A 21,765-nucleotide genomic window follows, 5' to 3' on the forward strand; every position below is an offset into this window, starting at 1 on the left:
GTCGATCAGAACGGAACGATTTCTTCTAAGAGTGGCCCGATGCGAGGCAGGTCTTTCCAGCAGGTGATATATCCGGGACTTAAACGTGCGCGAGACATTTCCCAAGTGTCTTTTCCTAATTTAGAAGCCGCAAAGCAGAGCGTATTTTTACCGTAGCGCGTGTTGATGGAGTCCATCAGTTCACAGATGATTTGCTGTTCTGTCTCCGGCTCTTCAAAAAGATCCTTGGTGACGGCATCTTTCGGAACGACTTCACCGACGTAGACGCCGGTGCGTTTATAGAGGAAGTCTCTGCGGTAACTTTGATTGAGCAGCCGTCGGGCACAGTGAATGATCGTATTGGTGTCCGAGATCGGGTAGGGAAGTCCCACACACGGATAAGCGTGCTGCTGGACGTCCTGCCGGCGGAAAGGAGACAATACCGACGGTGTGCGCCACCATACCCTCGTGGCGCAAGGTTCTTCCGCATTCCTATGCATGGAAAGTGATGGCGTCAAGCAATTCGTCTTTGTCGCAGATCAAATGACTGAAGCTGCGGCTTCGCAGAATTTGCTGTCTTTTTGGTTTTACAAGTTCCAACGGAATACAAGACGTTCCCTGAAGTTCTCGTACCGTCATAGAAAGCGTAATACCGAACCGATCACGGATGGCTTCTGCATCTGCACAGGCTAAATCCAAGGCGGTACGAATGCCCATCTTGCCGAGATGCTCGGTGTAACGCCTGCCGATGCCTCAAATTTCAGAGACAGGTTCGCAGGCAAGCGCCTTTGCCTGTCTTTGAGGCGTTAAGTCGAGCCAATTGCACACACCTTTAAGCCCGGCGTAGTGTTTGGCCAAATGGTTGCAGTATTTGGCTAAGGTTTTTGTCGGTGCGATACCGACGCATGTGAGGATGCCGACATTCCTAAATACTTTTTCCTTGATCCGAAAACCCAACTGGATTAGGTCAGCACCTAGACCTTCGTAGCCGCTCATATTGGCAAAGCATTCATTCTTTCTGGAGAAGCGAAGGGTAATGGGATGATATCTCCATGCCCGTTTTCGGCCCTCTTCACACCTATCTCAGTCCTCAGAGGTTAAAGTGAATCGTGAAGTACGAATTGAGGCGAAGGGCCTCAACAAAAACTATGTTTGAGGAGCATCAATGACCAAAGCAGATAAAAAAGACGAAGAAAGGAAAGAACAACTCGAGACCGAAGCTCTGATGGACGCTGAAGTCGAGGCTGCTACCGACTGCGGTCCTGTAAGTCACAAGGCCGAAAAGAAAGACAAGGAAAAAGCTGAACAGGCTGAAACCGAAGCTCTGATGGATGCAGAAGTAGAAGTTGCCACAGACTGCGGATGTGGTTGCGGCCGCAGCAAGAAATAATTGTTCCGAGTCAGCCGATTTTGAAGGTTTCGTCTGAGTGTTGCTCATATATGAGTAGCTTCGGATGAGCGAGTGTTTTTCTCGCACAAAGTCGGGGGCGCGAAAAGAAGAATATTTTTAATTGGAGGATATCGAAATGGTTCAAGTTCCTGAGTTATTTACTCAATACATCAGCTCTTTTTCCGGCTGCATGGGCGGCAACCCTAATGCCCCGATCTGGCTGGTCGTAGATCACAGCGCTCGCTGCCCGCTGCCGATCGATCCGGAAAAAGTCTTTGCAAATCCGGTTACGAATATTGATGCTTTAAAGCGCGCACTGCCGACAACATGCCCGTGCACCGAATCCGTTACTCGTTTGATTAACAGCATTACAGGCAATCCTGAAGCAGAAACTTCTCTTGTTTTCAAACCCGAAGGACAGGAAGACAAACAGCCGATTCTTCTGCTGAGTGCTTCTCCGCTCTGCACCGGAATGATTACAACGAACGCCTGGATGGAAAAACTCGCTGTTACGACGCCTGACGGCGAAGTCACAATGGCTAAGTACACCGGACTGCCTTCTTACCGCGATTTCCTGAACTTCCTCATTGCTCAGAGAGGTCAGGTTTTCCAGGCTGCAGTCGCTGAAAAGAGCCCGAAGATCATTCTTTGCTCGAACATCCTTCGTGCTAATGATTACTTCAAGCTCTTCGGCGCTGACCGTAAGAACGTTGAAGCCAATGACTTCTTCCTCGTTGCTCCGGTCATGAAGAATGACAAAGAAGTTCGTACTTTGGTATTCGTTACAGACATGCTGGGTTTTGGCACCGGCGATATGACGCCTGAAAACGAACTCGAACTTCAGCAGGCAGGCAACGAATTCCGTCACTATGCACACGATGCATTCGGTGACGGATGGCTCGGTCAGTTCTCCGGTGAATTGCTGACATTGAAGAAGTAACCTTTCCTTAGAGGTTTAGAACCGGCGTGACGGCTGAGATATTCAGCAGACGCCGGTTTTGTTTTGTTCAAAAATTAAGAAAACGTTGTGGTCCACGGTATATTTCTTTATCTCTGGGATGAAGATACAGAAATACAGCTATGGGATCTTTTTGGATCGTTTTATCGACATTTTTTATCAGTAGCGCCTACGTCTCTATCAAAGCGATGCCGGTGTCGATGGCCTTCTACGAAATCTTCCTTTTGCGATCCATCGTTGTCTTGACAGTGGCGATCTGTCTTGTCGCAGCCACAAAAACTACGCTTAAGACGCATGAACCGGCACTTCAGCTCTCTCGTGCTTTGTGCGGAGTCGGAGCTTTGAGCATCAATATTTTGGTTGCTCGGCATATTCTTCTTTCTACGGCTCAGACGCTCCAATACACGGGGCCATTGTTTCTAGGACTTTGGGTGTTCGGCTGGTACCAGTTCAAAGGCAAAAAGATTCCTTGGATGCTGTTTGTCTTTTTGATAATCGGATTTGCGGGCGTCTTGCTTGTGCTCAGACCTGATGTTGCTGATCAAAACGCTCTTTATGTTGGCCTCGGTCTTTTATCCGGAGCATTGAGTTCGGGTTCAAGTATTTCCTTGAGACTGCTGGGCCTGAAAGGAGAACCGCCAATTAGGACGCTTTTTTGGTTTGCCTTGGCGTGTACCTTATCCGGTGGGGCGGCTACTTTGATGTTTTCAACAGGACTGCGGGCAGAACACGTATTCTCGGTTCCAGTTCTGCTCATGGGGGTCTTCACGGCACTCGGCCAATGGACACAAAACATTGGCTGGAAGAAAGGCAAAACGCTTCTGTGCGCTTCTCTGCAGTTCAGTGCCGTGATCTTCGCAGTAATATTTGGCTATCTGTTCTTTGACGAAGTTCCAGATACGTTCACTTTCTTAGGCATTCTGATCATTGTGGCCGCGTCTTTAGGTGCAACCATCTTCAGGCTGAAGTATTACAAAGAAGGCTGAGACACGTGAGAGGTGCAGCAGCCGGAAATACAAAAGGCCCCCGATTCCATATCGGAAGCCTCCAAAAATCATGCGATTTACCGCCGAAGAAACTTCTTCGGCTGGCTAACTTAATGATTAGACGTTCTTTTCCCGACGATATTTAACCAGATCTTCAACCGTAATGATCGGAAGGTCGTGTTTCTTTGCGAAAGCCAATGCCTCAGGCAGACGAGCCATCGTACCGTCTTCGTTCATCAATTCGCAAAGAACACCGCAAGGATTCAGACCGGCAATTCTCATCAAATCGACGGTTGTTTCAGTGTGGCCTCTGCGCTCTAACACGCCGCCGGAGCGAGCACGAAGCGGATAAACGTGGCCGGGACGAAGGAGGTCTTCAGGTTTGCCATTCGGGTTGGCTGCTGCTTTGATCGTAGTGACGCGATCTTTAGCGCTGACGCCGGTAGTGCAGCCGTGAGCAGCTTCAATGGATACCGTAAAAGCAGTACCCTGAGTGTTGGAGTTAGAAGCAACCATCTGAGGAAGTTCTAAGCGTTTGCAGTCTTCGTCACGAAGGCAGACGCAGACGATGCCGGAGCATTCACGGATCATCAGAGCCATTTGCTTTTCTGTCAGATGATCGGAAGAGTAGATTAAGTCGGCTTCGTTTTCGCGGCTTTCGTCGTCAAGAACGACGACGCCTTTGCCTTCTCTTAAACCGGCAAGGGCGTTTTCAACACGGGTGATCGGATCACTACCGAAGTGGTCGAGAGTCAGTTCAGCTTTTGTTTCCTGCATGCTGTTCATCTTTAATTTTTGAAATCATATAAAAACAGATCGGACAAGGATAAGGCATTCCTGTCCGATCGGTTGAAAACTTTTGTTCGAAACGGTTAGTTTCCGCATCTTAGTGGGAGATCAAAATACCCACAAAAACTACTGCCAAAACTGCCATGGTCAGCGTAATTTCTTCTTTCTTACCCGCTAAGAGCTTCAGAAGCACGAAGCTGATGACGCCGAAAGCCAAGCCGGTGGCAATATTGAAGGTAAACGGCATCATGAAGATGGTTAAGAAGCAGGGCAGACCCGTGGTGATATCCGAGAAATTAATTCTCGAAGCCGTTCCTTGAAGCATCATGTAACCCACGATGATCAGAACGCAGGCAGTCGCAAAAGCCGGAACTAAGGTCAGCAAAGGAGCGACGAACAGCGTCAGAGCAAAGAAGCCTGCCAGGAAGAGGGCGCAGAGGCCGGTTCTTGCACCGGCTTCAATGCCGACAGCGCTTTCAAGGATGGCGGTAGAAGTCGGAGTACCGATAAGACCGGCGCCCATGGTGGCGATGGAGTCGGAAATCAGGGCTCGGTCGAGGCCGGGAATATTGCCTTGCTTATCCATGAAGCCGGCGCGGTAGGACAAGCCGATCAGGGTCGACATATTGTCAAACAAGTCCACCATCGTGATAGAGAAGAGTACGCCCACAATACCGACGGTTAGCATCTGTTTGAAATCCACTTGGAAAATCGTTTCCGTCGGGAAGATCTTGAAGCTGCCTGAGAAAAGATTGTGAATTCCGTCTGTCGGAGTGACACCTGTAACAATACCTAAGGCCGCAACGATCAGAATCGTGATCAGCATTGCTAAACGAATGCCTTTGGCCATCATCCAACCTGCGAGCACAACACCGAGAATCGTCAAATAAGCCTGAGGCTGCATCATATTGCCGAGTCCGATCATTGTAGAAGGCGTTGCAACGACGATACCGGCGTTCTTGAGACCGATGATGGTGATAAAGGCGCCGATACCCGCAACGATGGCGAGTTTTAGGTCCAGCGGGATTGCTTTAATGATGGCTTGTCGAACCCGTGTGACCGTCAAGATAAAGAAAACAAAACCGGAAATTACTACGGCTGCACACGCAGCTTGCCAAGAGAGTCCCATGGCCCCGCAGACGTAATACGCAAAATACGCTGAAATCCCGAGCCCCGGAGCTACAACGACGGGATAGTTCGCGATAAAAGCAATCATTAGGGTGCCGAGAACGGCTGCCCAAATGGTTGCCACCGTTGCGTCTCCGATAGGCATTCCTGCGTCAGCAAGCATGCCGGGAACCACGATAAAAAGATAACAAACTGCGAGATAGGCTGAGACGGCACCTAAGAATTCTGTCTTAGTCGACGAGCCCCGCTCTTTGACTTTAAAAAGCTTTTCGGTGAGAGACATGATTTAAGGATCAATTTTGTGAGCCGTAATTCTATGAATTATTGTTCTATTCAGACGTAACGACTCATTGCTAAGCACCATTTTCGGCGTAGACAAACTTTTTTGCATTTTCCGTTCTTGAATTTTCATCGGGTTGTCACCATTTAATCTAAATGGATAACCTTGATACAATTCCCGAACAATTTTTTTTTGGAGAATTAAAAATGCGTATTGCCATCCCTTACGAAGACGGCGTTGTTTGCCAGCATTTTGGCAAAGCTCCTCAGTTCAAGATTTTTGACGTACAGCCCCAGGGCGTTGTTGAAAGTGTTGTGATTGACAGCGAAGCTTCCGGTCATGAAGCGCTGGCTGAATTCTTAGCCGCTCAAGGTGTACAGGCTGTTATTTGCGGTGGCATTGGTCAAGGCGCTTTGGTTTCTTTGGCTCAGAGCGGTATTGATGTACTTCCCGGCGTCACTGGCAACCCTGACGAAGTCATTGAGGCTCTGATTGCAGGAACCCTTCAGCCTGAAGGTACCGGCGGCTGTGGCTGCGGCTGTGGAGGCCATCATCATGAAGAACATGCTGGCGGCTGCGGATGCGGCGGCCACGGTCATGAAGAACACGAGGGTGGCTGCGGATGCAGCGGTCATGGTCATGAAGAACACGGCGGAAGCTGTGGATGCGGCTGTCACTAAATAGCTTTCATTAACGGGTGGAGAAAAGGTCCGGGTTTTTCGCCTCGGACCTTTTCGATTTTGGGCGCTGATTTCGGCGCTTAAATTTTTCGGATTACTTCATTTCGTCTATCGCATTTAAGGCAGCGTGTCTGCCGGAGTAAGAAGCAAATCCGAAGGCATGTCCCGAAGACCAAGTGGAATAAGTCGGTCCGACCATATCAGACACTTCAAGACCTGTGGCGTAAAGCCCTTTGATCGGTTTATTGTTCTTATCCAGAACTTGATGTTTGCGGTTGGTGTTCAGACCGCCGTAGGAGCTGAAGAAATAGGCTTTCAGTTTGATGGCATAAAGTTTCTTGGTGTTCAACGGACGAAGATAAGTCTTTTCTTTGTAATACTCACCGTCATGACCGACCTCACAAGCCTTGTTGTATTGTTCCACAGCTTTCTGAAGGTTGGCCTCCGGAACTCCGAGTTCTTTGGCAAGCTGAGCAACGGAATCAGCGGTCTTAAATCCATCGCTCTTAACAGTGACTGCATCATCAATCTCTTTCTGCAGATTCGGCAGTTTCTGACCGACCGGTACCAATACGCCGATGCCGGAGTCCACGCCTTTTTTCATCATGTATTGGACTTGGCTGTCGTCAAAAATTGACCAGCCGTAGTGATGAGGCTGAGCATAGATCGCGTTGGCAGCCTGAGCAAAGGAGAAGGCGACATCTTCGTTGCTGAAACGGTTGCCGTCACAATTTACCCAAAGAGCTGAAGGCTGCCAGGATGTGGCATAGAGGTTTCCCAGGAACTTAATGCCTTTACCCTCCGTGCCGAGGTGCTGAACAAAGGAAACATTGCCCATGGCTGCACCGGCTTTCGTTGCCATGACAATGCCGTCACCGGTTTTCCCGATAGGTACAGAGCTCTTCCAGCCTTCAGGATCGCGATGAGCCCAGTTTTTGACTTTCTGCGGATCGTCGCCGAAGCCGCCGGTCGCAAGAATGACGGCTTTTGCGCTGATGGTGTAGGTATTGCCTTTCTTATCTGCAGCTTTCGCACCGACGACTGCGCCTTCCTTATTCAGGATTAGTTCAGTGGCAGGTGTTCCTAGCTTGGTTTCTACGCCGGCCTTGTCGGCAGCATCTTTGAGCCCTTTGATTAAGCCTGCGCCGTGATTTGTGCCTTTGTAATCACTGATGACGTGCCAGGTTGCGGCCTCCCACGGCGTCATGCGCACAACTTCAAATTTGATGCCGTGACCGGCGAGCCAGGAGATGTTTTCAGCGCTGCCTTCAACATAGTCTTTGGTTTTAGCGGCATCAATCACATAGCCGTGTTTTTCCATTAAGGTTTTGAAAGCTTCTTCTTTGGTAAGAGGATCGCTTCTCAGACGATTCCATTCTGAGCCGACTGCAAACAATCCTTCAGCAAACTGCGAGCTGCCTCCGACTCCGAGATTTTTCTCCAAAAGGATAACTTTCTTGCCTTTTTCTGCAGCTTGCACGGCTGCCGTTAAGCCAGCCGAGCCTGCTCCGACAACTAATATATCGGCAGAAAGGTTATGGTCGGCCGCTAATGCGTTGTGACTAAAGGCAAGTGCAACAAAAGCGGCGGAAAGAGTGAGTTTTGCATACATAACGAATGTCTCCTTAGGATTAACGCTTTATGTTCCTAAAGTTACGCTAATTCCAAAAATTGGCTCGTTAACTACTGAACACTCTCGCTGCCGCCCCCTGTTCCGTTTTCGAAAAAAAATCGTGAACCCGCCATTTTCTCAGTTTGTTTGAACCGAAGAAAGAAAGTCTGTGATATTTTTTCTTGTCCCCATTACGATGATTTCGTCACGGGAGGCGATTTTTTCTTCCATCGATTTGCGCTCCAAATCTAAGATTTCCTCTCTTGAAGAAGAAAGTCCAAGTAAATTATTTTCGGTAACTTTTCTAACAGCAGAAATAAGGACTAAGCCAAACCGAGAGAAATTAATGCTCCGATAGCTGTGTCCGACGAATTTTTCCGGCGCTGTAAATTTCAACACCATGAAGTCTTTTGTGATGTTAAAAGTACTGCACTGGGTGTTCAGACTGAGTTCCAGCGTTAAATCGTTTGCAGCTCTTTTTTCCGGCGTCAAGATGCGTTCAAGATTAAATGCTTCAAGAATAGACTGGTGAAGGTTGTCGATGGCTCTGGCATAAATGTGCTTGACACCGTTCTTTTTCAAGAGGGCAACCGTTTTTAAACTTGCGCCGAAATCCTCTCCGATAGCAACGATAACAATGTCCATGTTTTTAAGAGGAAGCAGCTTCAAAGAATTCTCATCCTTGGCGTCAAGTTCGTAAACGGTCATGAGTTGTTCTTTCACTGCCTCAATGTTTTCCGATCGATGATCTACACCGATAACTTCATTGCCTTGTAAAGATAAATTGATAGCCAGCTCACGTCCGTAGGTGCCTAAACCGATAACAAGATATTTCATATGGATTTCACAGTTAATTAATGATGATGTGTTCGTTTGGGAAAGAACAGCCCTTTGCTCCGCGGTGGCCTAATAATCCTATAAGGATAGAAAGTAGTCCGACACGCCCTAAAAACATTGCAATACAAAGAACAAACTTCGACTCTCCTGAAAGTACCGGTGTTAATCCGAGGGATGAACCAACAGTAAATAGAGCCGACATAACTTCAAAAATGATGCTTCTGATCGGCTGTCCGGGTTCAAGGAGAATCAGGATAAAAGAAAATACAAATACACAAACGGTGGCGATGAATGCTACGGCGTATGCGCGCAGAACAGCCTTTTCGGAAATAGCTCTATGAAAAGCTCCGGTTTGATCGCTGCCTGTGATAATGCCTTTAAGGTTTAAGAATAGAACTGCTACCGTGTTGACTTTTACACCTCCGGCCATGGATTGGGAGGATCCGCCGATCCACATCAAAAGGCAGACGAGAAGAATTGTGGAAGGCTGGAAATCTGCCGGATTGACGGAAGCAAAACCCGTAGTTCTTGGAAGAATAGCATTAAACAATGACTGGACAATTTTTGTGAAGAAACTCATGTCTTTGAGTGTCCCGTCATACTCGAAAATTAGGAAAAGCACCGTTCCTGCCGCGACCAGGATGGAAGAGGTAATTAAAACCAGCTTCGTATTTAAATCAAAGCGAATGAAATTTGTCTGTTCTTCTGTAGAAAGGAAAAGCTGATTTTTTAATTTCCAAAATAATTTATCTTTTAGATTGATGAGAATAGGAAAACCGATGGATCCTAAAAACATCAACGCACAGATAACCAAGTAGAAAAATTGGTTTCCTTTAAGAAGAACTTCATTACTTAGCCCGTCTTTTAAGTTTGAAAACCCCGCATTACAAAAGGCGGACATTGAATGGAAGGCAGAAAAAATTAATTTATCCGATAGCGTTGTAAATAGGGAGGAGGGGACAGTTACATAAATCAAAAATGCCCCAATCGTTTCAATACTTAGTGTAAAGCCGAGAATATAGAGGAGAGTAGGCAAAAGGGCATCCATGGATTTGGAGTAAATCATGTCTCGGATGAGCAGCTGGTTGTAGACAGAGGTAGAGCCAGCATAAAAAATAGCAAAAACGCTGGTAAACGCGATTAATCCTAAGCCGCCAATCTGAATTAGGACCGAGAGAACGAGAAGGCCGAAATTCGTAAATATTTGCGAGATGTCGATCGGCGACAGACCGGTGACACAGACAGCACTGGTAGATATAAAAAAAGCGTCGATAAGATCTATGGGTTCCTTGGTACTTTTCGGGAGCATGAGAAGGAATGTCCCGATGAAAATCACAACGATGAAACTGGAGGCAAGAATCAGAGAAGGATTCATGCGATAGCTATTGGCTAGATCAAGGGCTTTCGCGCTGAGGAAGACCAACGAATATGAGGCCAAGGAAAAAAAGAGAAATTCCTTGGAGCTAATGTATCCGAACCAGTTTGAAGCCGCCGGAAAGAAATAAGCCGCAGCGCTAATAAGGATTAAGAGATTTACGATCCACTTTAGGATACCGGCATGGAGAACGAATCGATTAAAAGCAAAACAGATTCCTAGAAGAATATTTACCGTAAATAAGAATAAAGCTGCGTGGAGCCCAACCAAGAAACCGGACGCTTCGTTCGTTGAATTATTAAGACCGTAATAGAATGCGATCCCAAGCAGGGAGCCGACAGAAGCGATCGCCGTTAGGCCAGTAAAGAATACATCTATTTTCTGCAGCCATTGAACGTAATTTTGAGATTCATTGGGCGCTTTATGCTTCTGTTCCCAAATGATTCGCTTAATAGCCTTTTCTAATCGAGGCAAATTATTTGGCATATAGTTTTCTATCCTTCCAACAGACCCAAGGAGAGAGTCCCTTATTCATGTTAAAAGAGAAGGAAAACGGGTTGTTTGCCGTTCTCCCAGACTGAGCTAGAGTGGCGCTGAAGGTTGCATACAACTCACTGAGGTGGTGGCAGGTATCATTTTAAGTGGGGTGTTTGAACTTCGAGCCTATCCTAAACTGCGACTACGGCGGATATTTAGGAGAATCGCTTATATCTCATGTTGATATACGGGGTTATAGTTATCTCGATAAAAAGAAAAAAGACGAAAATGAGACAGATACTATTTGGTGAACAATGGTTCCATCCCGAAGCTCCGGCAGAGGTTGTCGAAATCTTCAATCGCTTGGGCAGAAAACGTACTTTCAAGAAAGGAGAGGAGCTTAAACACGGAGCGCCTGACGGAGAAATTACCCTTCTGCTGACAGGTTTGTGCCTTTATCGGTTTTGGGATACTCAGGACAAAGAGCACGTATTAAGTCTCATCCTCCCGAATAGAACTATGGGGGACATAGACGGACTGACCGGGACCATGGCCAACGTCAGTGCTTACACAATCAAAAACAGTACAGGGTTGGTCTTGCCTTACGATGTCTGGCACAAAGAGATTAGAAAAGACATTAATGTCTACGAAAAGGTGGCCCAAAACATTACATTTAAGCAGGAAAGTCACATCGAAGCGCTGCTCGCCTGTTTTACGTTAGATATCGACAGCCGCCTTCGCGCATTTCTGCATTCTTTGATCAAGTCTTACTACAAACCCAACTACGCAGGATGGAATCCGATGCCGGTGCGACTGACGGCAACTTTGATCGCCTCGATTATTTCCGCCAGCCGCACATCCGTTTCATTGACGTTAAGCGATTGGACTGAAAAAGGCTGGATGAAAAAAGATGGCAACATCGCCCTGTTCCATGGGTCGATCTTTACTAATCTGAAGGACTGGTGGGCGCCCGGCGCTTAACTCAGATATTCCTATCTACCTAAGTTTATAAATAACTATTTCTTTCTTGCAGAGATTGAGTTCAACATTTGGATCATGCTGACTGTTAAGAAATTAGCCGATCTGTTAGGTTTGTCGCCCGAAGTCATTCGGCATTACACGCATATGGGCATCCTGAAACCCGTCGTGAATTCCGGAAACAATTACAAATACTATGACGAACAGGATTTGCTGTATCTGGCCAATATTCGTGTGAATCGAAGTCTCGGACTTTCTTTGCCTCAGGCTCAGGACTTTCAGTCCGGTTCTGTAAAAGAGCAACGACATTTGTTAACTGAGCGCAGTCGGCAGCTTTGTGCCGAAATCGAAAAACTTCAAAAGCTCCAGAAAAGACTCACCGAAGTTGAAAACTTTCTTGCTCAAGCAGAAATGTGCAGGAAGGAGGGCGTCGTCAAAGACGTTCGTCGAGATCCGATTCACAGCGTTTATACGTTCGGCTTGAAGAAATCGCATACGGACCGGTTTGCTATTGTTCAGCAATGGTCGAAGTTGTTTCCGTTCGTCCATTTTTCGGTCAAAATTCCAAAAGAAGAATTGAACGATCCGAACTTTGGAGGCCCGTATTCGGTTGAGCTGGGTCTCGGCATCGTGCACAAGTATTTAGAGGAATTTCATCTTCAATCCACCCCGCCAGTTGAAACAATTCCGGAAGGCCGATTCCTGATTATTTATCTCAAAACGTACGATATCCTCAATCTCGGCCCTAAAGATCTCAAGCCTCTGTTGGATAAGGTCCTAAGCTTAAATATGAGTTTTACCCACAGCTCGTCTGGTCGTCTGCTGGCAATTGAAGAAACACCGGATGGACCGCTGTTTTCTATTCTGATTCGCGTCCGAATCTCTGATTAATTATCTGACTTCCTTGACCTGTGTGTAACACACAGCTTTACTATTTCTCTATCAAACGAGCGGCATTAAACGCCCCAACCACTTCAAATCAAAGGAGAAAAAATGAGAATTAAAGCTGTATTGCTCGCCATGGGCTTGGTTTCCTGCGGTTTAGCTCAAGCCGCGCTGACATCCAGAACGTATGTCACAGAAGGAAAGGGCAATAACGGTCATGTCGTTGTCGAAACTACCATCGAAAATGGTGCGATCACTAAAATCCGTGTCTTGAAGAACTCCGAAACACCGATGATCGGAGAGACCGCTATTAAGCTGCTTCCCACAAAAATCGTTGACCGTCAGTCTTTGGACATTGATAAAGTCGCCGGCGCCACCAACAGCAGCAACGCTATTCTGACGGCTGTCGGAGAAGCTTTGAAGAAAGCCGGCGGTTCTAAAGCCGACCTTAAAGCTGTAGCTCAGAAGAAGGATCAAGCCGCTGTATTGAAAGATGCCGATACCGACGTAGTCGTAGTCGGTGCGGGCGGCAGCGGTATGGCCGCGGCCATCGAAGCCAAACGTAAAGGTCTAAACGTTATACTGATCGAAAAGCTTCCGATGATCGGCGGCACCACAGCTTTGTCTTCCACAGCATTTAATGCCGGCGGCAGCAAGATCCAGATGGCCTTGAAGAAACCGTACACCGCTGACGACTACTACCTCAAACTCAAAGGCAAAGGTCCGGATGATGCTTCCTTGCGAAACCTAGCAGACCTTTCCGGTCCTACAACTGATTGGCTCGTAGATATGGGTGCTGACTTAGGACGCGTGATTAACGGCTCCCAGCACACACCGAAAGACGGCGGAGCACTTGGCTCCATGCTGGTTCCTGTCATGAAGAAGCAGCTCGACAAACTTGGAATCGAACCTCGCACATCCACAAAGGCTGAAGGTCTTTACGTTAAAGACGGTCGAGTTGCCGGTGTTCACGTCAGCCACGACAACGGTAAGTATGTCATTCATGCCAAAGGCGTGATTCTGGCTACCGGCGGTTTTGCTTCAAATCCTGAACTTGTCGCTAAATACACGCCGATGTGGGCAGGTTACCCGTCAACTGCCAGCCGCGGCGCCACAGGCGATGCATTAGCGATGGCGACTAAGGTAGGCGCAGCGCTGGGTCAAATGGATCGGTCCGGACCTCAGACGGTTGCCTACCAAACCGGTAACGGCGCTGTCTCTTTGACGAACGTTCGCTACAACGGTGCAATTTTAGTGAATGAAGACGGCAACCGCTTCGTCAACGAATTAGCCCTGACGCCGATCTTAGGCAAAGCGATTAAAGATCAGAAGGACGGACATGCTTACCTGATCTTCGATCAGGCTTCCGTGGATCGTGCCGCTCTGATGAAGAAATACAAGGAAGCCGGTTACTTCGTTGAAGCTCCGACACTAGATGCATTGGCTAAGAAACTCGGTATCAATGCCGAGAACCTCTCTAAGACCGTTGCAGCCTATCAGAAAGGCATGGATGACGGTGTCGACCACGAATTCGGTCGCAAAGATTCCCGCTTCAGCCGTATCGACAAGGCTCCGTACTATGGCGCCAAGATCAGTCCGGCAAGCCAGACAACCTATGGCGGCGTCAAGATTGATCTGAAGGCTCGTGCTGTCACCGAAACCGGTAAAGTCATTCCCGGACTTTACGTTAGCGGCGAAGCAGCTTCTCAGTACGGTCAAGGCGTTTCCATCGGCGTGATCTTAGGTAAACTTGCTGCAGACACAGCAGCTGAAGACATTGCTAAGATGAAATAATCCCTAAATGACAACGGCCTCCGAAAGGAGGCCGAATTGCTTTTGAATCAATCAATTAAAGTTTTTTGTAAACCTGCCGAACGGCTACAAGTGCCGGATTGTTTTCCGGAAGTTCTAAGAGCGATTTGCCTTCGCTATCGTAAGCTTCCACTTCTTCGTCCATCGGAACCGCCCCAAAAATCTCCAGGCCCAACTCTTTAGCGAATGCTTCTAATTTAGAAACATCGTTGCGGGTACGGTTAAAGACTACGCCGATCTTTTTGCAGAAAGGCAGAAGGCCTTCGTCTCTCATTTCTTTGATATGAGAAATTGTCTTCATGCCGCGGAAAGATGAGTCAGTCAGGACGATAAGAGTGTCGATCTTTTCAACGACTTGGCGGTTGATCTGCTCGATACCTGCTTCGCCGTCAATAAGGACCGTGTTGAATTCATCCGTTAAGTAACTGATGGCCTGCTGGAGCAAATCATTAACCGAGCAGAAGCAGCCCTTGGATTCCATATGGCCCATGGCAAGGAAAGAAAAGTCTTTGCCTTCGTCGAGTACTCTGGCGGTCAAATAGTCAACCTTGTCGGCCAACTCTTCCTGCGCCTGGCGATCGCCTTCTTCGGCGACTCTGAGGATTTCATCGCGAACCGTACCAATGGTTTTGATCTCTTTGCGACCTAGGGCATAGTGAAGACCTAAAGCAGGGTCGGCATCGACCACCAGCAATTTACCGGCCTGCGGATCTTCGATCATGACTTTCGTCAAAAGCGTCGTAAAGGCGGTCTTACCTACACCGCCTTTGCCGCAAACGGCAATAACTCTATGATTATTCATATTTTAATCCCCTATTGACTGATTCTGTGGGCTTCACTTAAGCGTCCGATTCTACGGACATTGGCACAAAGTTTCTTATCAGCACACTTGCCGCAGTGTCCGAGGACGTGACAATCCTTAAAGTTAAAGCCGCGGTCTTCCCAGACTTTTGCCTTTAATTTTTCAGAATTCTGATAAAAAACTTCCGAAACCTGGTCCAGCTGTTTATAAATCGGTCCTTGCCCTCGAAGGAAGCAGGCTTGAACCGATTCAATTTCAGGAAATTCTTCTTGAATGCGTGCGGAAAGAACCGCAGCAAGTTCCTTTAAGCCGATGCCTTGCGCCTGAGCTTTTTTACCGATTCGGATCCAAAGATCTTTACCTGCACCTTTGACCATGACGCCGGGAAGACGAAGCATGGATCGAAAATTCTGCAGAACCAGGTAAAAAAGTTCATCGTTAAGTTTTGAACCGTAAAAATGAAGAAAAAGCCCTAAAGAGTTCGATGATGCGTCTTCGCAGAGCATTCCGGCAAAGGAGGGTTGGTTTGAGGAGGCGGAATACTCCAGAAAGACCGCTGAACCTTCAGGGCCCCCGAGGTCTTCAACAGCATCCGACTTTAAGACGAAGTTGGATTTCGATTCCAATGCTTTTAGATCCTCCGAAGCATATGTCTTTTCGGATGGCTCTGCGAGTTCTAATAAAGTTGTCTTAAAGTCGGTCATAATGAATCCCCGTTTAACTCTTTAAGAAGCCTGAGCTTTCTCTTCTTCGAAATGTTCCTTAGCAAAAAGTGCTGCGCCAAGAGCGCCCATCAGCTGAGGATCCATGGTGAGTTCAGCTAAGGGCAGATGAAGACGTTTTTCCAAAGCTTTTCTGAGCGCCTTGTTGCTTGAGCAGCCGCCGGTCAGCGCAACATCTTCTTCCACACCCACCTTAAAGGCCATTCCATGAATACGTCTGGCGATAGATTCATGGATGCCTGCGGCAATATCCGGCAGCGGAACGCTGTTATTGACGAGCGAAATGACTTCCGACTCGGCAAAGACGCTGCACTGTTTAGAAATCGAGCAGGGCTTTTTGGATTTCAGGGCTTCTTCGGCTAAATGTGTCAGATCAATGTCGAGTACACGGGACATAACTTCAAAAAAACGTCCCGTGCCCGCAGAGCACTTGTCATTCATCTGGAAGTCCAGAACTTTCCCTTGTGGCCCAACAGAGATAACTTTACAGTCCTGACCGCCGATATCAATAATCGTGCGGACAGAGGGGCAAAGATGACTGGCGCCTTTGGCGTGGCAGGAAATTTCAGAGACTTCATCCGTGTAACCGGGAAGGTTGCTGCGGCCGTAACCGGTAGTGACGACACGGCCTTCATTCTTAAATTTAGTCAACAGTTCTTCGGCAGAGATACCCATGGATTCCGCGGTCTTCTCCACGGCCTTTTCAAAAGTTTTAATCGGACCGTGGGAAGAGCGAACAATGGAGGAGCCGAGAACGCTGAGGTTCTCATCTAATACAACGATTTTTCCGGTCGTAGAACCTAAATCGCATCCGACAAAAATCATGTGTTTTCACTCCAAAATGCTCGAATTTTAATGGACGTTTCTCTTGAAGCCGTTGGCGCTGAAGAAGTTGGAGATATCGCTCTTAACTTTATCCAACGGTGTATAGCGCTCGTCAAAGAGGCTCGTTGTCAGCGAGAGCAGAGGAACGTTCATATCGCGGCAGGCCTTCTTCATGAACTGGTTGATGCCGGACTGGTCTTTATGGCCCTGATGACCGGAGAACAGAACCGCGTCAATCGAGTTGTTCTGAATTTCATTACGAAGGTCTTCGACAACGACATCGACCCAGCCGCGGCCCTGACGAATCATCGGAACTTCGGCAATAGCTCTGCGCGCTAAGCCGAAGAGCATGCTTTCTTCTGTGGAGGTATCGATCTTTTCGTAAGGTGTCATTTGCTGGAAGGAACTGACAACGACGGCATTCCATTCTTCAGCAAGCCACTGACCGAGTTTGTCCCCCCATAGCGGATTGAGATCAGGCCAGAAGACGCGGATTTGTTCATTCATGACGGGCCCCACGCCTTTTTCTACGTTGGCCTTGGCAAAGTCACGAACGGCACCCATCAAAGCTGTGGCGCGAGGATCGCCGCAAGGCAGATGCTGAGTTAGAGCCCAGAAGGCGTCACCGACTGCAAAGGAGGGCATAGGAGCCGGGGATGCGCGCATCAGTTCATTAACTTCTGCCCAAATCTCGTACTGTTTGTTCGTTTCATCAACGATTTCACGCAGTTTGTTGACGTCGTACTTTGCGCCGGTATTCTTTTCAATAAAGGAGATCATTTCCTTGAGCTGCTTGGCAACATACTCAAAGTCCTTGTCGGTATGTCCGTAGCTCGGGTCGATGGTGTAAACCGGAACGCCCTTGAGGTAATCGCATTCGGCAAAAGCCTGATGCAGCATCAGCTGTCCGTCGCAGGGTTCGGCCATAGCAACGAAGCAGTCAGGACGAGGATGCAGGCGGTTGACCATGGAGTAAACGGCGTAGCGCACGAGCGAGCACATTTTGTCGTCAAGGTTAAAACGATCGCATTCTTTGGCGTCGGCATAATCAGTGAGACCCAAATGGAACATCAGGTCAAAAACCGGGTTGTAATAAACGACACCCATCGCGGCCAGGATTTCCTGACAGTTGCCGTACCAAGTGCACATCAAAGGCTTATGATTCTTAGCGGCATCTAAGACGTTCTTGGAATGATCGAGCATCAAACCGACGACGGCTTCTTGAACGGGATTGCGTTTTTCCTGAGGAAGGGTTTCAAAGAACTGCAGCACACCTTGCAGACGATCGATATATTCTTGAGTTCTTTCAAGACCGGTAACATATTCAGCCATGATTCTTTTCCTTCTTATTAAGCGGTTTGACGGTCGGCGAGGCTTTCAACAAAGGCCTGAACGCGAGTCTTGATCTGGCCTTGGCCTTCCGGCGTGTAATCTACCTCGAGTTCGAGGAAAGGAACATTGTTTTCATGCAGGCGCTTGCGCATCAGGAAATGTTCGAATGCCCAAAGGTCGCACATGTAGAGTCGGGAGGCGACAACGCCGTCAGCCTTGTATTGTTTGACGAGGTCAAGCAGGCGTTCCATACGTTCGACCTGTGTGCCCATCTGGCGGGTTGCAGCCGGTTTTTCTTCAAAGTAGTAATTGATGATGGCTTCGAGCGGATCACCGTCCTCACAGATTACAACGTCGGCTGCGCGGGTACCGAATCCGGTGTTGTCAGAAACGACGTGAGCATCATTCTGCTGCAGAAGTTCGAAGAACTCGGGATTGTCGGCATGTCCGCCGGTATAGAGCAGACGGACTTTGGGTTTGATTCTGGGGCCGTTGGCTTTCAACGCAGCAATCAGATCCTTCATCATCTTATTGTATTCAGGACGGGGAAGAGAGACGCCGGCGAGCATAACCATCAGAAGTTCCAAACCCGTCAGATAAACTTCTTCGCCTTTCTGCATTTCATAGATTTCCTGCTGCAGACGGCGTGTTTCATTGTGAAGTTTGATGGCTTCAGCTAATTTTTCTTTCGTGATTTCGACACCGAAGTGTTCTTCGGTAGCTTTGATCAGTTTATTGATTTCTTCACGATAGAAATCTTTGGAGAGCTCACTGCGTTTCTTTGGGACATACATGAAATGATAAGCCGGATTGCCGGGGATGGTCTTCCAGTTGTCGTAGATTCGTCTGGAGTGGTCGCAAAGGTTGTATAAGACAGCGCCATCCAAGAAATCCCATTTACCGTCCAGGATTTCGTTATAAGTGTGTTTCGTGTAATTGCAGGTGAGCTGGCGGAAGAATGCTTCTGCCATTTCCGTGCCCTCCGAAGTCGTACCGCGAAGGTAAATGGGAGCTGCGCCAGCCGCAGTGATAATTTCTTCAGGTGTGTCCTGATACATGAATCCGACGGTTTTTCCACCTTGGTCGACGTAATTCATGAGAACTTGATTGAAGGGATTTTTTCCGGCTTCGACTAACGCCGTCAATTCCGGAAGTTGTTTGAGAGTATTCATGCTGCCTCCTTGGGATGATTGAGGTCTGTTGCCATAAGGTCATATTAGATTTTGTGTGATTTGGAAAGTGTTAAGCACTTAACATTGTGCGGTGGTAATCGCGGTTTTCGTTAAGCTCTTAACAAGTTGGCGTGATGGTCTTTTTTATGATGGAGGCATATCCCAATCCCTCAAGGAGAAAACCATGAAAAAGACTCTTCCCGCGCTCATTTGTGCAGCTTTTTTAGGTACCGCAGCACAAGCAGCTCAAGTTGATATTTTCGGTGCCGTTGATATGTATGTCGGCGTGAACAATGCCGGCGGCGAATGGAGAACCGGTCTTCAGTCCGGCGGCTTGACAGCTTCCCATATCGGTTTGAAAGGAACCGAAGACCTCGGCGGCGGCACACAGGTATTCTTCAATTTAGACCAGGCTTTCTTAGCTGATAACGGCAGCAAGACTTTCGGAAATGAAGGTAAGGCTTTCAGCCGTGAAGCAAACGTCGGTATCCGCGGTAAATACGGTCAATTGTCTTTCGGCCGTCAGTACACGCCGCATTTCCTGGTATTTGCTATGTACGATCCGACGGAACTGAGTTTAGGTTCTTCTGACTCTCCGTACTTCTTCCCCGGACCTGCTGCTGTAACCGGCTGGGACGGCGGCCTGGTTCGTGCTGACAATTCTATTCAGTATGTTCTTCCGACATCTTTCGGTCTGACCAATTTCTTCTATGTTGCGCTCGGCGAACATCAGAATGCTGCCGGAACACAAGACTCCAATAAGCTCGGCAATATTTACAACTACGCTGCCAAGTATGACAACGGCAATTTCTCCATCATGGGCAGCTATTTGTACCGCAACGTTGCGATGGGCCCGACAAAGGACGCTTCTCATAACCAGTACCTGAACTTCGCAGTTAGCTATGACTTCGGTGTAACAAAACCAGTCTTCCAGTTCACTAAGAAATTTGCCAGCAATGAAGCAGTTCAAGATAAGTTCTGGATGGCTCAGTTAGGAACATCTACTCCCCTCTGGGGAGGCAAGTGGATGGTTTCAGCTTCCTACATGAAGAATCAGACAAAAGATGATGCCAACGCCTGGTCTCTTGGAACGAAGTATGCCTATCCGCTTTCTAAACGCACTCGCCTCTATGCTGGTGTCGAAGCGGTCTTCAATGACAGCAATGCAGGTTATGCAATTGAAGCCGGCCCCGACAGCTCTCTGCACTTCAACTTCGATGCGAACAAGTTGATAACGGGCTACGGTACGGATTATCTTGGTAAAAATGTTCAGCAGATCTTCGTCGGTATCAACCACCAGTTCTAGTAGAAGCTTTCAAAGCTAACTGAACAAAAGCCTCTGAGGAGAGATCTTCGGAGGCTGATTTTTTCTTGTGAAAAAAGGAAACTGCGAAAATTTCTTCCGGCGGTTTGGAAAGAATCAGAATTTTCGAATAATTCTTAGTTATTCTTTTCTACTTCAATACATAGCTAGAGATCTTTTGATCGCAAGGTTCGCCTTCGGTAATGCAGAATGTCCTTTCGTTCAAGTCCATCACCAATGTGTAAATCGTGCAGAATCTCCTTGTGACCGGATCCTTCGGATCCTGATGACTGCAGATGGAATCCGGATAGTTAGCGTGGTCGGACAAGATTCTCCACATATCCTTCTGAGTGAAGGGGCGTTTAAGACCATAAGCGAGTCTTTCCAGACGATTCAAGCGGACAAATGTTTCCGTCAAATCCCGTTTGAACGTATCCTGCGGTCTAAAGAGCGGAGACAGATAGTGGTTGGTGTGGCACATCGGCTTGTCAATCGGCATCAGTACGTCAAAGTTTTCCGGAGTGTATTCGACGCACATCAGGAAGCCTTGAGCAGAGCCGATGGCAAAGTTGCCGCAGCCTGCGCGCTGAGGCTGAGTCACTGCTTCTAAAGCATTACTGGTATTTGTTTGGGCAAGGATAGCCCGATAAAGGATGTGAAGCGGAACGCCCAATCCGCCTTTGCCAGTACTTAAAGCGTTAAGGCAGACACCAACACCTTCGGAGTTCAAGCCTTTGCCGCCGATAATGCCGGCTTCAACTGCAATCAAAATCTTCGGCTGTCCTTCAACATGAACTTCCAAAATGACCGTCGTGTCGCGAGCCGGTTTGAGCCAGTCCCAAGTTTGACCGAGATAAGTATGGCCGTCGCAGGATTGTTCCGGCAAGATTCCGAAGGTCGTGCAGCCGTCGGGTTTCGCAAACAAAATCTCGCTTCTGCAGTTGATAGTCAGAATATCTTCGTAAGAGAGGTTGGCTCCTTCAGCGACGCCTGAAATCTCTTCTAAAGCTTCCGGATAGTAATCTCGAATAAACGGTTCAAATTTTTTAGAGATTTTCCCGGCGGTTTCCCAAGGTACGCCGAATCCTTCGAACATGGTTCGATAGAAAGCAATATTCTTTTTGATGAGTTCTGGGACTTGACTTCCGTATTGATAACCGCGTTCTCTAGCGGTACCGGTCAAGGTGAGGAAAGGATAACCTGACATATAACTCCTCCATGGTTTTACTAACAATTGTTTGTCAGAGGAGGTTAAATGTCAATGGTTGTAACCAAATATAGGCAAAGAAGCTCTGGTTTTCTATAGCTTTGATCTATTCGATCGCTTCTATTGGACGGAAAACAGGATGGAAAATAGCTTCATAGATTGTTGTAAGACAAAAAAGCCCGGATTTCATAGAGAAACCCGGGGCAGACAATTATCGATTCAAAAGGAGAATAAAG

At 47.7% G+C, this 21,765-nt stretch carries 22 protein-coding genes; 8 read left to right on the forward strand and 14 right to left on the reverse strand.

What is annotated here, in order from left to right; all coding sequences use genetic code 11:
* Nucleotides 1-5: 5 nt before the first annotated feature.
* The 3 genes from HMPREF9439_RS04065 to HMPREF9439_RS04075 are packed head-to-tail and all read right to left on the reverse strand — an operon-like array spanning nt 6 to nt 1,017.
* A complete protein-coding gene (locus HMPREF9439_RS04065) occupies nt 6-497 on the reverse strand; it encodes a DUF4113 domain-containing protein (protein WP_167535254.1) in 492 nt (163 codons plus the stop codon).
* Entirely contained in the window at nt 472-696 is a 225-nt protein-coding gene (locus HMPREF9439_RS04070) for a DNA polymerase Y subunit UmuC family protein (RefSeq protein WP_008863820.1), read from the reverse strand. The genes HMPREF9439_RS04065 and HMPREF9439_RS04070 overlap by 26 nt, the downstream gene beginning before the upstream one ends.
* Nucleotides 697-732: 36 nt before the next feature.
* On the reverse strand, nt 733-1,017 hold the full coding sequence (locus tag HMPREF9439_RS04075) for a Y-family DNA polymerase (protein ID WP_337437547.1): 285 nt from the start codon (nt 1,015-1,017) through the stop codon (nt 733-735).
* Nucleotides 1,018-1,144: 127 nt separating this feature from the next.
* Between HMPREF9439_RS04075 and HMPREF9439_RS04080 the strand changes: the two genes are divergently transcribed.
* From HMPREF9439_RS04080 to HMPREF9439_RS04090, 3 genes are all read left to right on the forward strand, one after another.
* Entirely contained in the window at nt 1,145-1,369 is a 225-nt protein-coding gene (locus HMPREF9439_RS04080) for a hypothetical protein (protein WP_008863822.1), read from the forward strand.
* Nucleotides 1,370-1,505: 136 nt separating this feature from the next.
* The gene (locus HMPREF9439_RS04085; RefSeq protein WP_008863823.1) at nt 1,506-2,309 is read left to right on the forward strand and encodes a hypothetical protein; all 804 of its coding nucleotides are present in this window, start codon (nt 1,506-1,508) and stop codon (nt 2,307-2,309) included.
* Nucleotides 2,310-2,449: 140 nt separating this feature from the next.
* Nucleotides 2,450-3,313, forward strand: coding sequence for a DMT family transporter (locus tag HMPREF9439_RS04090; protein ID WP_008863824.1), 864 nt, complete (start codon nt 2,450-2,452; stop codon nt 3,311-3,313).
* A gap of 117 nt (nt 3,314-3,430) precedes the next feature.
* On the opposite strand, the gene ribB is transcribed toward HMPREF9439_RS04090, so the two are convergent.
* Together ribB and HMPREF9439_RS04100 are read right to left on the reverse strand one after the other, a co-directional pair.
* On the reverse strand, nt 3,431-4,090 hold the full coding sequence (ribB, locus tag HMPREF9439_RS04095; protein WP_050789274.1) for a 3,4-dihydroxy-2-butanone-4-phosphate synthase: 660 nt from the start codon (nt 4,088-4,090) through the stop codon (nt 3,431-3,433).
* 109 nt (nt 4,091-4,199) lie between these two features.
* Complete coding sequence (locus HMPREF9439_RS04100) at nt 4,200-5,513, reverse strand: NCS2 family permease (RefSeq protein ID WP_008863827.1); 1,314 nt, start codon at nt 5,511-5,513, stop codon at nt 4,200-4,202.
* A gap of 203 nt (nt 5,514-5,716) precedes the next feature.
* On the opposite strand from HMPREF9439_RS04100, the gene HMPREF9439_RS04105 reads away from it, so the two are divergent.
* The gene (locus HMPREF9439_RS04105) at nt 5,717-6,190 is read left to right on the forward strand and encodes a NifB/NifX family molybdenum-iron cluster-binding protein (RefSeq protein WP_021867418.1); all 474 of its coding nucleotides are present in this window, start codon (nt 5,717-5,719) and stop codon (nt 6,188-6,190) included.
* Between the two features lie 94 nt (nt 6,191-6,284).
* Here the strand turns inward: HMPREF9439_RS04105 and HMPREF9439_RS04110 are convergent, their stop codons facing one another.
* The 3 genes from HMPREF9439_RS04110 to HMPREF9439_RS04120 form a co-directional block, all read right to left on the reverse strand.
* Entirely contained in the window at nt 6,285-7,802 is a 1,518-nt protein-coding gene (locus HMPREF9439_RS04110) for an FAD-dependent oxidoreductase (protein WP_008863829.1), read from the reverse strand.
* A 138-nt stretch (nt 7,803-7,940) separates the two neighbouring features.
* Nucleotides 7,941-8,639 (reverse strand): potassium channel family protein, encoded by a 699-nt coding sequence (locus tag HMPREF9439_RS04115; protein ID WP_008863830.1) that lies wholly within the window; start codon nt 8,637-8,639, stop codon nt 7,941-7,943.
* Nucleotides 8,640-8,652: 13 nt separating this feature from the next.
* Nucleotides 8,653-10,500, reverse strand: a complete 1,848-nt coding sequence (locus tag HMPREF9439_RS04120; protein WP_008863831.1) for a TrkH family potassium uptake protein — start codon at nt 10,498-10,500, stop codon at nt 8,653-8,655.
* A 279-nt stretch (nt 10,501-10,779) separates the two neighbouring features.
* On the opposite strand from HMPREF9439_RS04120, the gene HMPREF9439_RS04125 reads away from it, so the two are divergent.
* The 3 genes from HMPREF9439_RS04125 to HMPREF9439_RS04135 all read left to right on the forward strand — a co-directional run bounded on the left by HMPREF9439_RS04125 (nt 10,780) and on the right by HMPREF9439_RS04135 (nt 14,148).
* Complete coding sequence (locus tag HMPREF9439_RS04125; protein WP_021867416.1) at nt 10,780-11,472, forward strand: Crp/Fnr family transcriptional regulator; 693 nt, start codon at nt 10,780-10,782, stop codon at nt 11,470-11,472.
* A gap of 75 nt (nt 11,473-11,547) precedes the next feature.
* Nucleotides 11,548-12,360, forward strand: a complete 813-nt coding sequence (locus HMPREF9439_RS12885) for a MerR family transcriptional regulator (RefSeq protein ID WP_008863833.1) — start codon at nt 11,548-11,550, stop codon at nt 12,358-12,360.
* A gap of 102 nt (nt 12,361-12,462) precedes the next feature.
* Complete coding sequence (locus tag HMPREF9439_RS04135) at nt 12,463-14,148, forward strand: flavocytochrome c (RefSeq protein WP_008863834.1); 1,686 nt, start codon at nt 12,463-12,465, stop codon at nt 14,146-14,148.
* A 55-nt stretch (nt 14,149-14,203) separates the two neighbouring features.
* On the opposite strand, the gene HMPREF9439_RS04140 is transcribed toward HMPREF9439_RS04135, so the two are convergent.
* Genes HMPREF9439_RS04140 through HMPREF9439_RS04160 form a run of 5 tightly spaced genes read right to left on the reverse strand, consistent with a single transcriptional unit; the run spans nt 14,204 to nt 19,019 of the window.
* Entirely contained in the window at nt 14,204-14,968 is a 765-nt protein-coding gene (locus HMPREF9439_RS04140) for an ATP-binding protein (protein WP_008863835.1), read from the reverse strand.
* 11 nt (nt 14,969-14,979) lie between these two features.
* Nucleotides 14,980-15,672: a hypothetical protein gene (locus HMPREF9439_RS04145; protein ID WP_008863836.1), complete on the reverse strand. Its 693-nt coding sequence runs from the start codon at nt 15,670-15,672 to the stop codon at nt 14,980-14,982.
* 21 nt (nt 15,673-15,693) lie between these two features.
* Nucleotides 15,694-16,515: an acyl-CoA dehydratase activase gene (locus HMPREF9439_RS04150; protein WP_008863837.1), complete on the reverse strand. Its 822-nt coding sequence runs from the start codon at nt 16,513-16,515 to the stop codon at nt 15,694-15,696.
* A 27-nt stretch (nt 16,516-16,542) separates the two neighbouring features.
* Nucleotides 16,543-17,847 (reverse strand): 2-hydroxyacyl-CoA dehydratase family protein, encoded by a 1,305-nt coding sequence (locus tag HMPREF9439_RS04155; protein ID WP_008811260.1) that lies wholly within the window; start codon nt 17,845-17,847, stop codon nt 16,543-16,545.
* A 17-nt stretch (nt 17,848-17,864) separates the two neighbouring features.
* Nucleotides 17,865-19,019 (reverse strand): 2-hydroxyacyl-CoA dehydratase subunit D, encoded by a 1,155-nt coding sequence (locus tag HMPREF9439_RS04160; RefSeq protein ID WP_008863838.1) that lies wholly within the window; start codon nt 19,017-19,019, stop codon nt 17,865-17,867.
* 184 nt (nt 19,020-19,203) lie between these two features.
* Between HMPREF9439_RS04160 and HMPREF9439_RS04165 the strand changes: the two genes are divergently transcribed.
* Complete coding sequence (locus HMPREF9439_RS04165; RefSeq protein ID WP_021867411.1) at nt 19,204-20,325, forward strand: porin; 1,122 nt, start codon at nt 19,204-19,206, stop codon at nt 20,323-20,325.
* Nucleotides 20,326-20,473: 148 nt separating this feature from the next.
* Here HMPREF9439_RS04165 and HMPREF9439_RS04170 read toward each other — a convergent pair whose 3' ends face one another.
* Nucleotides 20,474-21,529: an acyl-CoA--6-aminopenicillanic acid acyl-transferase gene (locus tag HMPREF9439_RS04170; protein ID WP_008863840.1), complete on the reverse strand. Its 1,056-nt coding sequence runs from the start codon at nt 21,527-21,529 to the stop codon at nt 20,474-20,476.
* Nucleotides 21,530-21,765 lie beyond the last annotated feature (236 nt).

Origin of the sequence: Parasutterella excrementihominis YIT 11859, assembly GCF_000205025.1 — a bacterium.
In the GTDB taxonomy this organism is placed as follows: Bacteria; Pseudomonadota; Gammaproteobacteria; order Burkholderiales; family Burkholderiaceae_F; genus Parasutterella; species Parasutterella excrementihominis.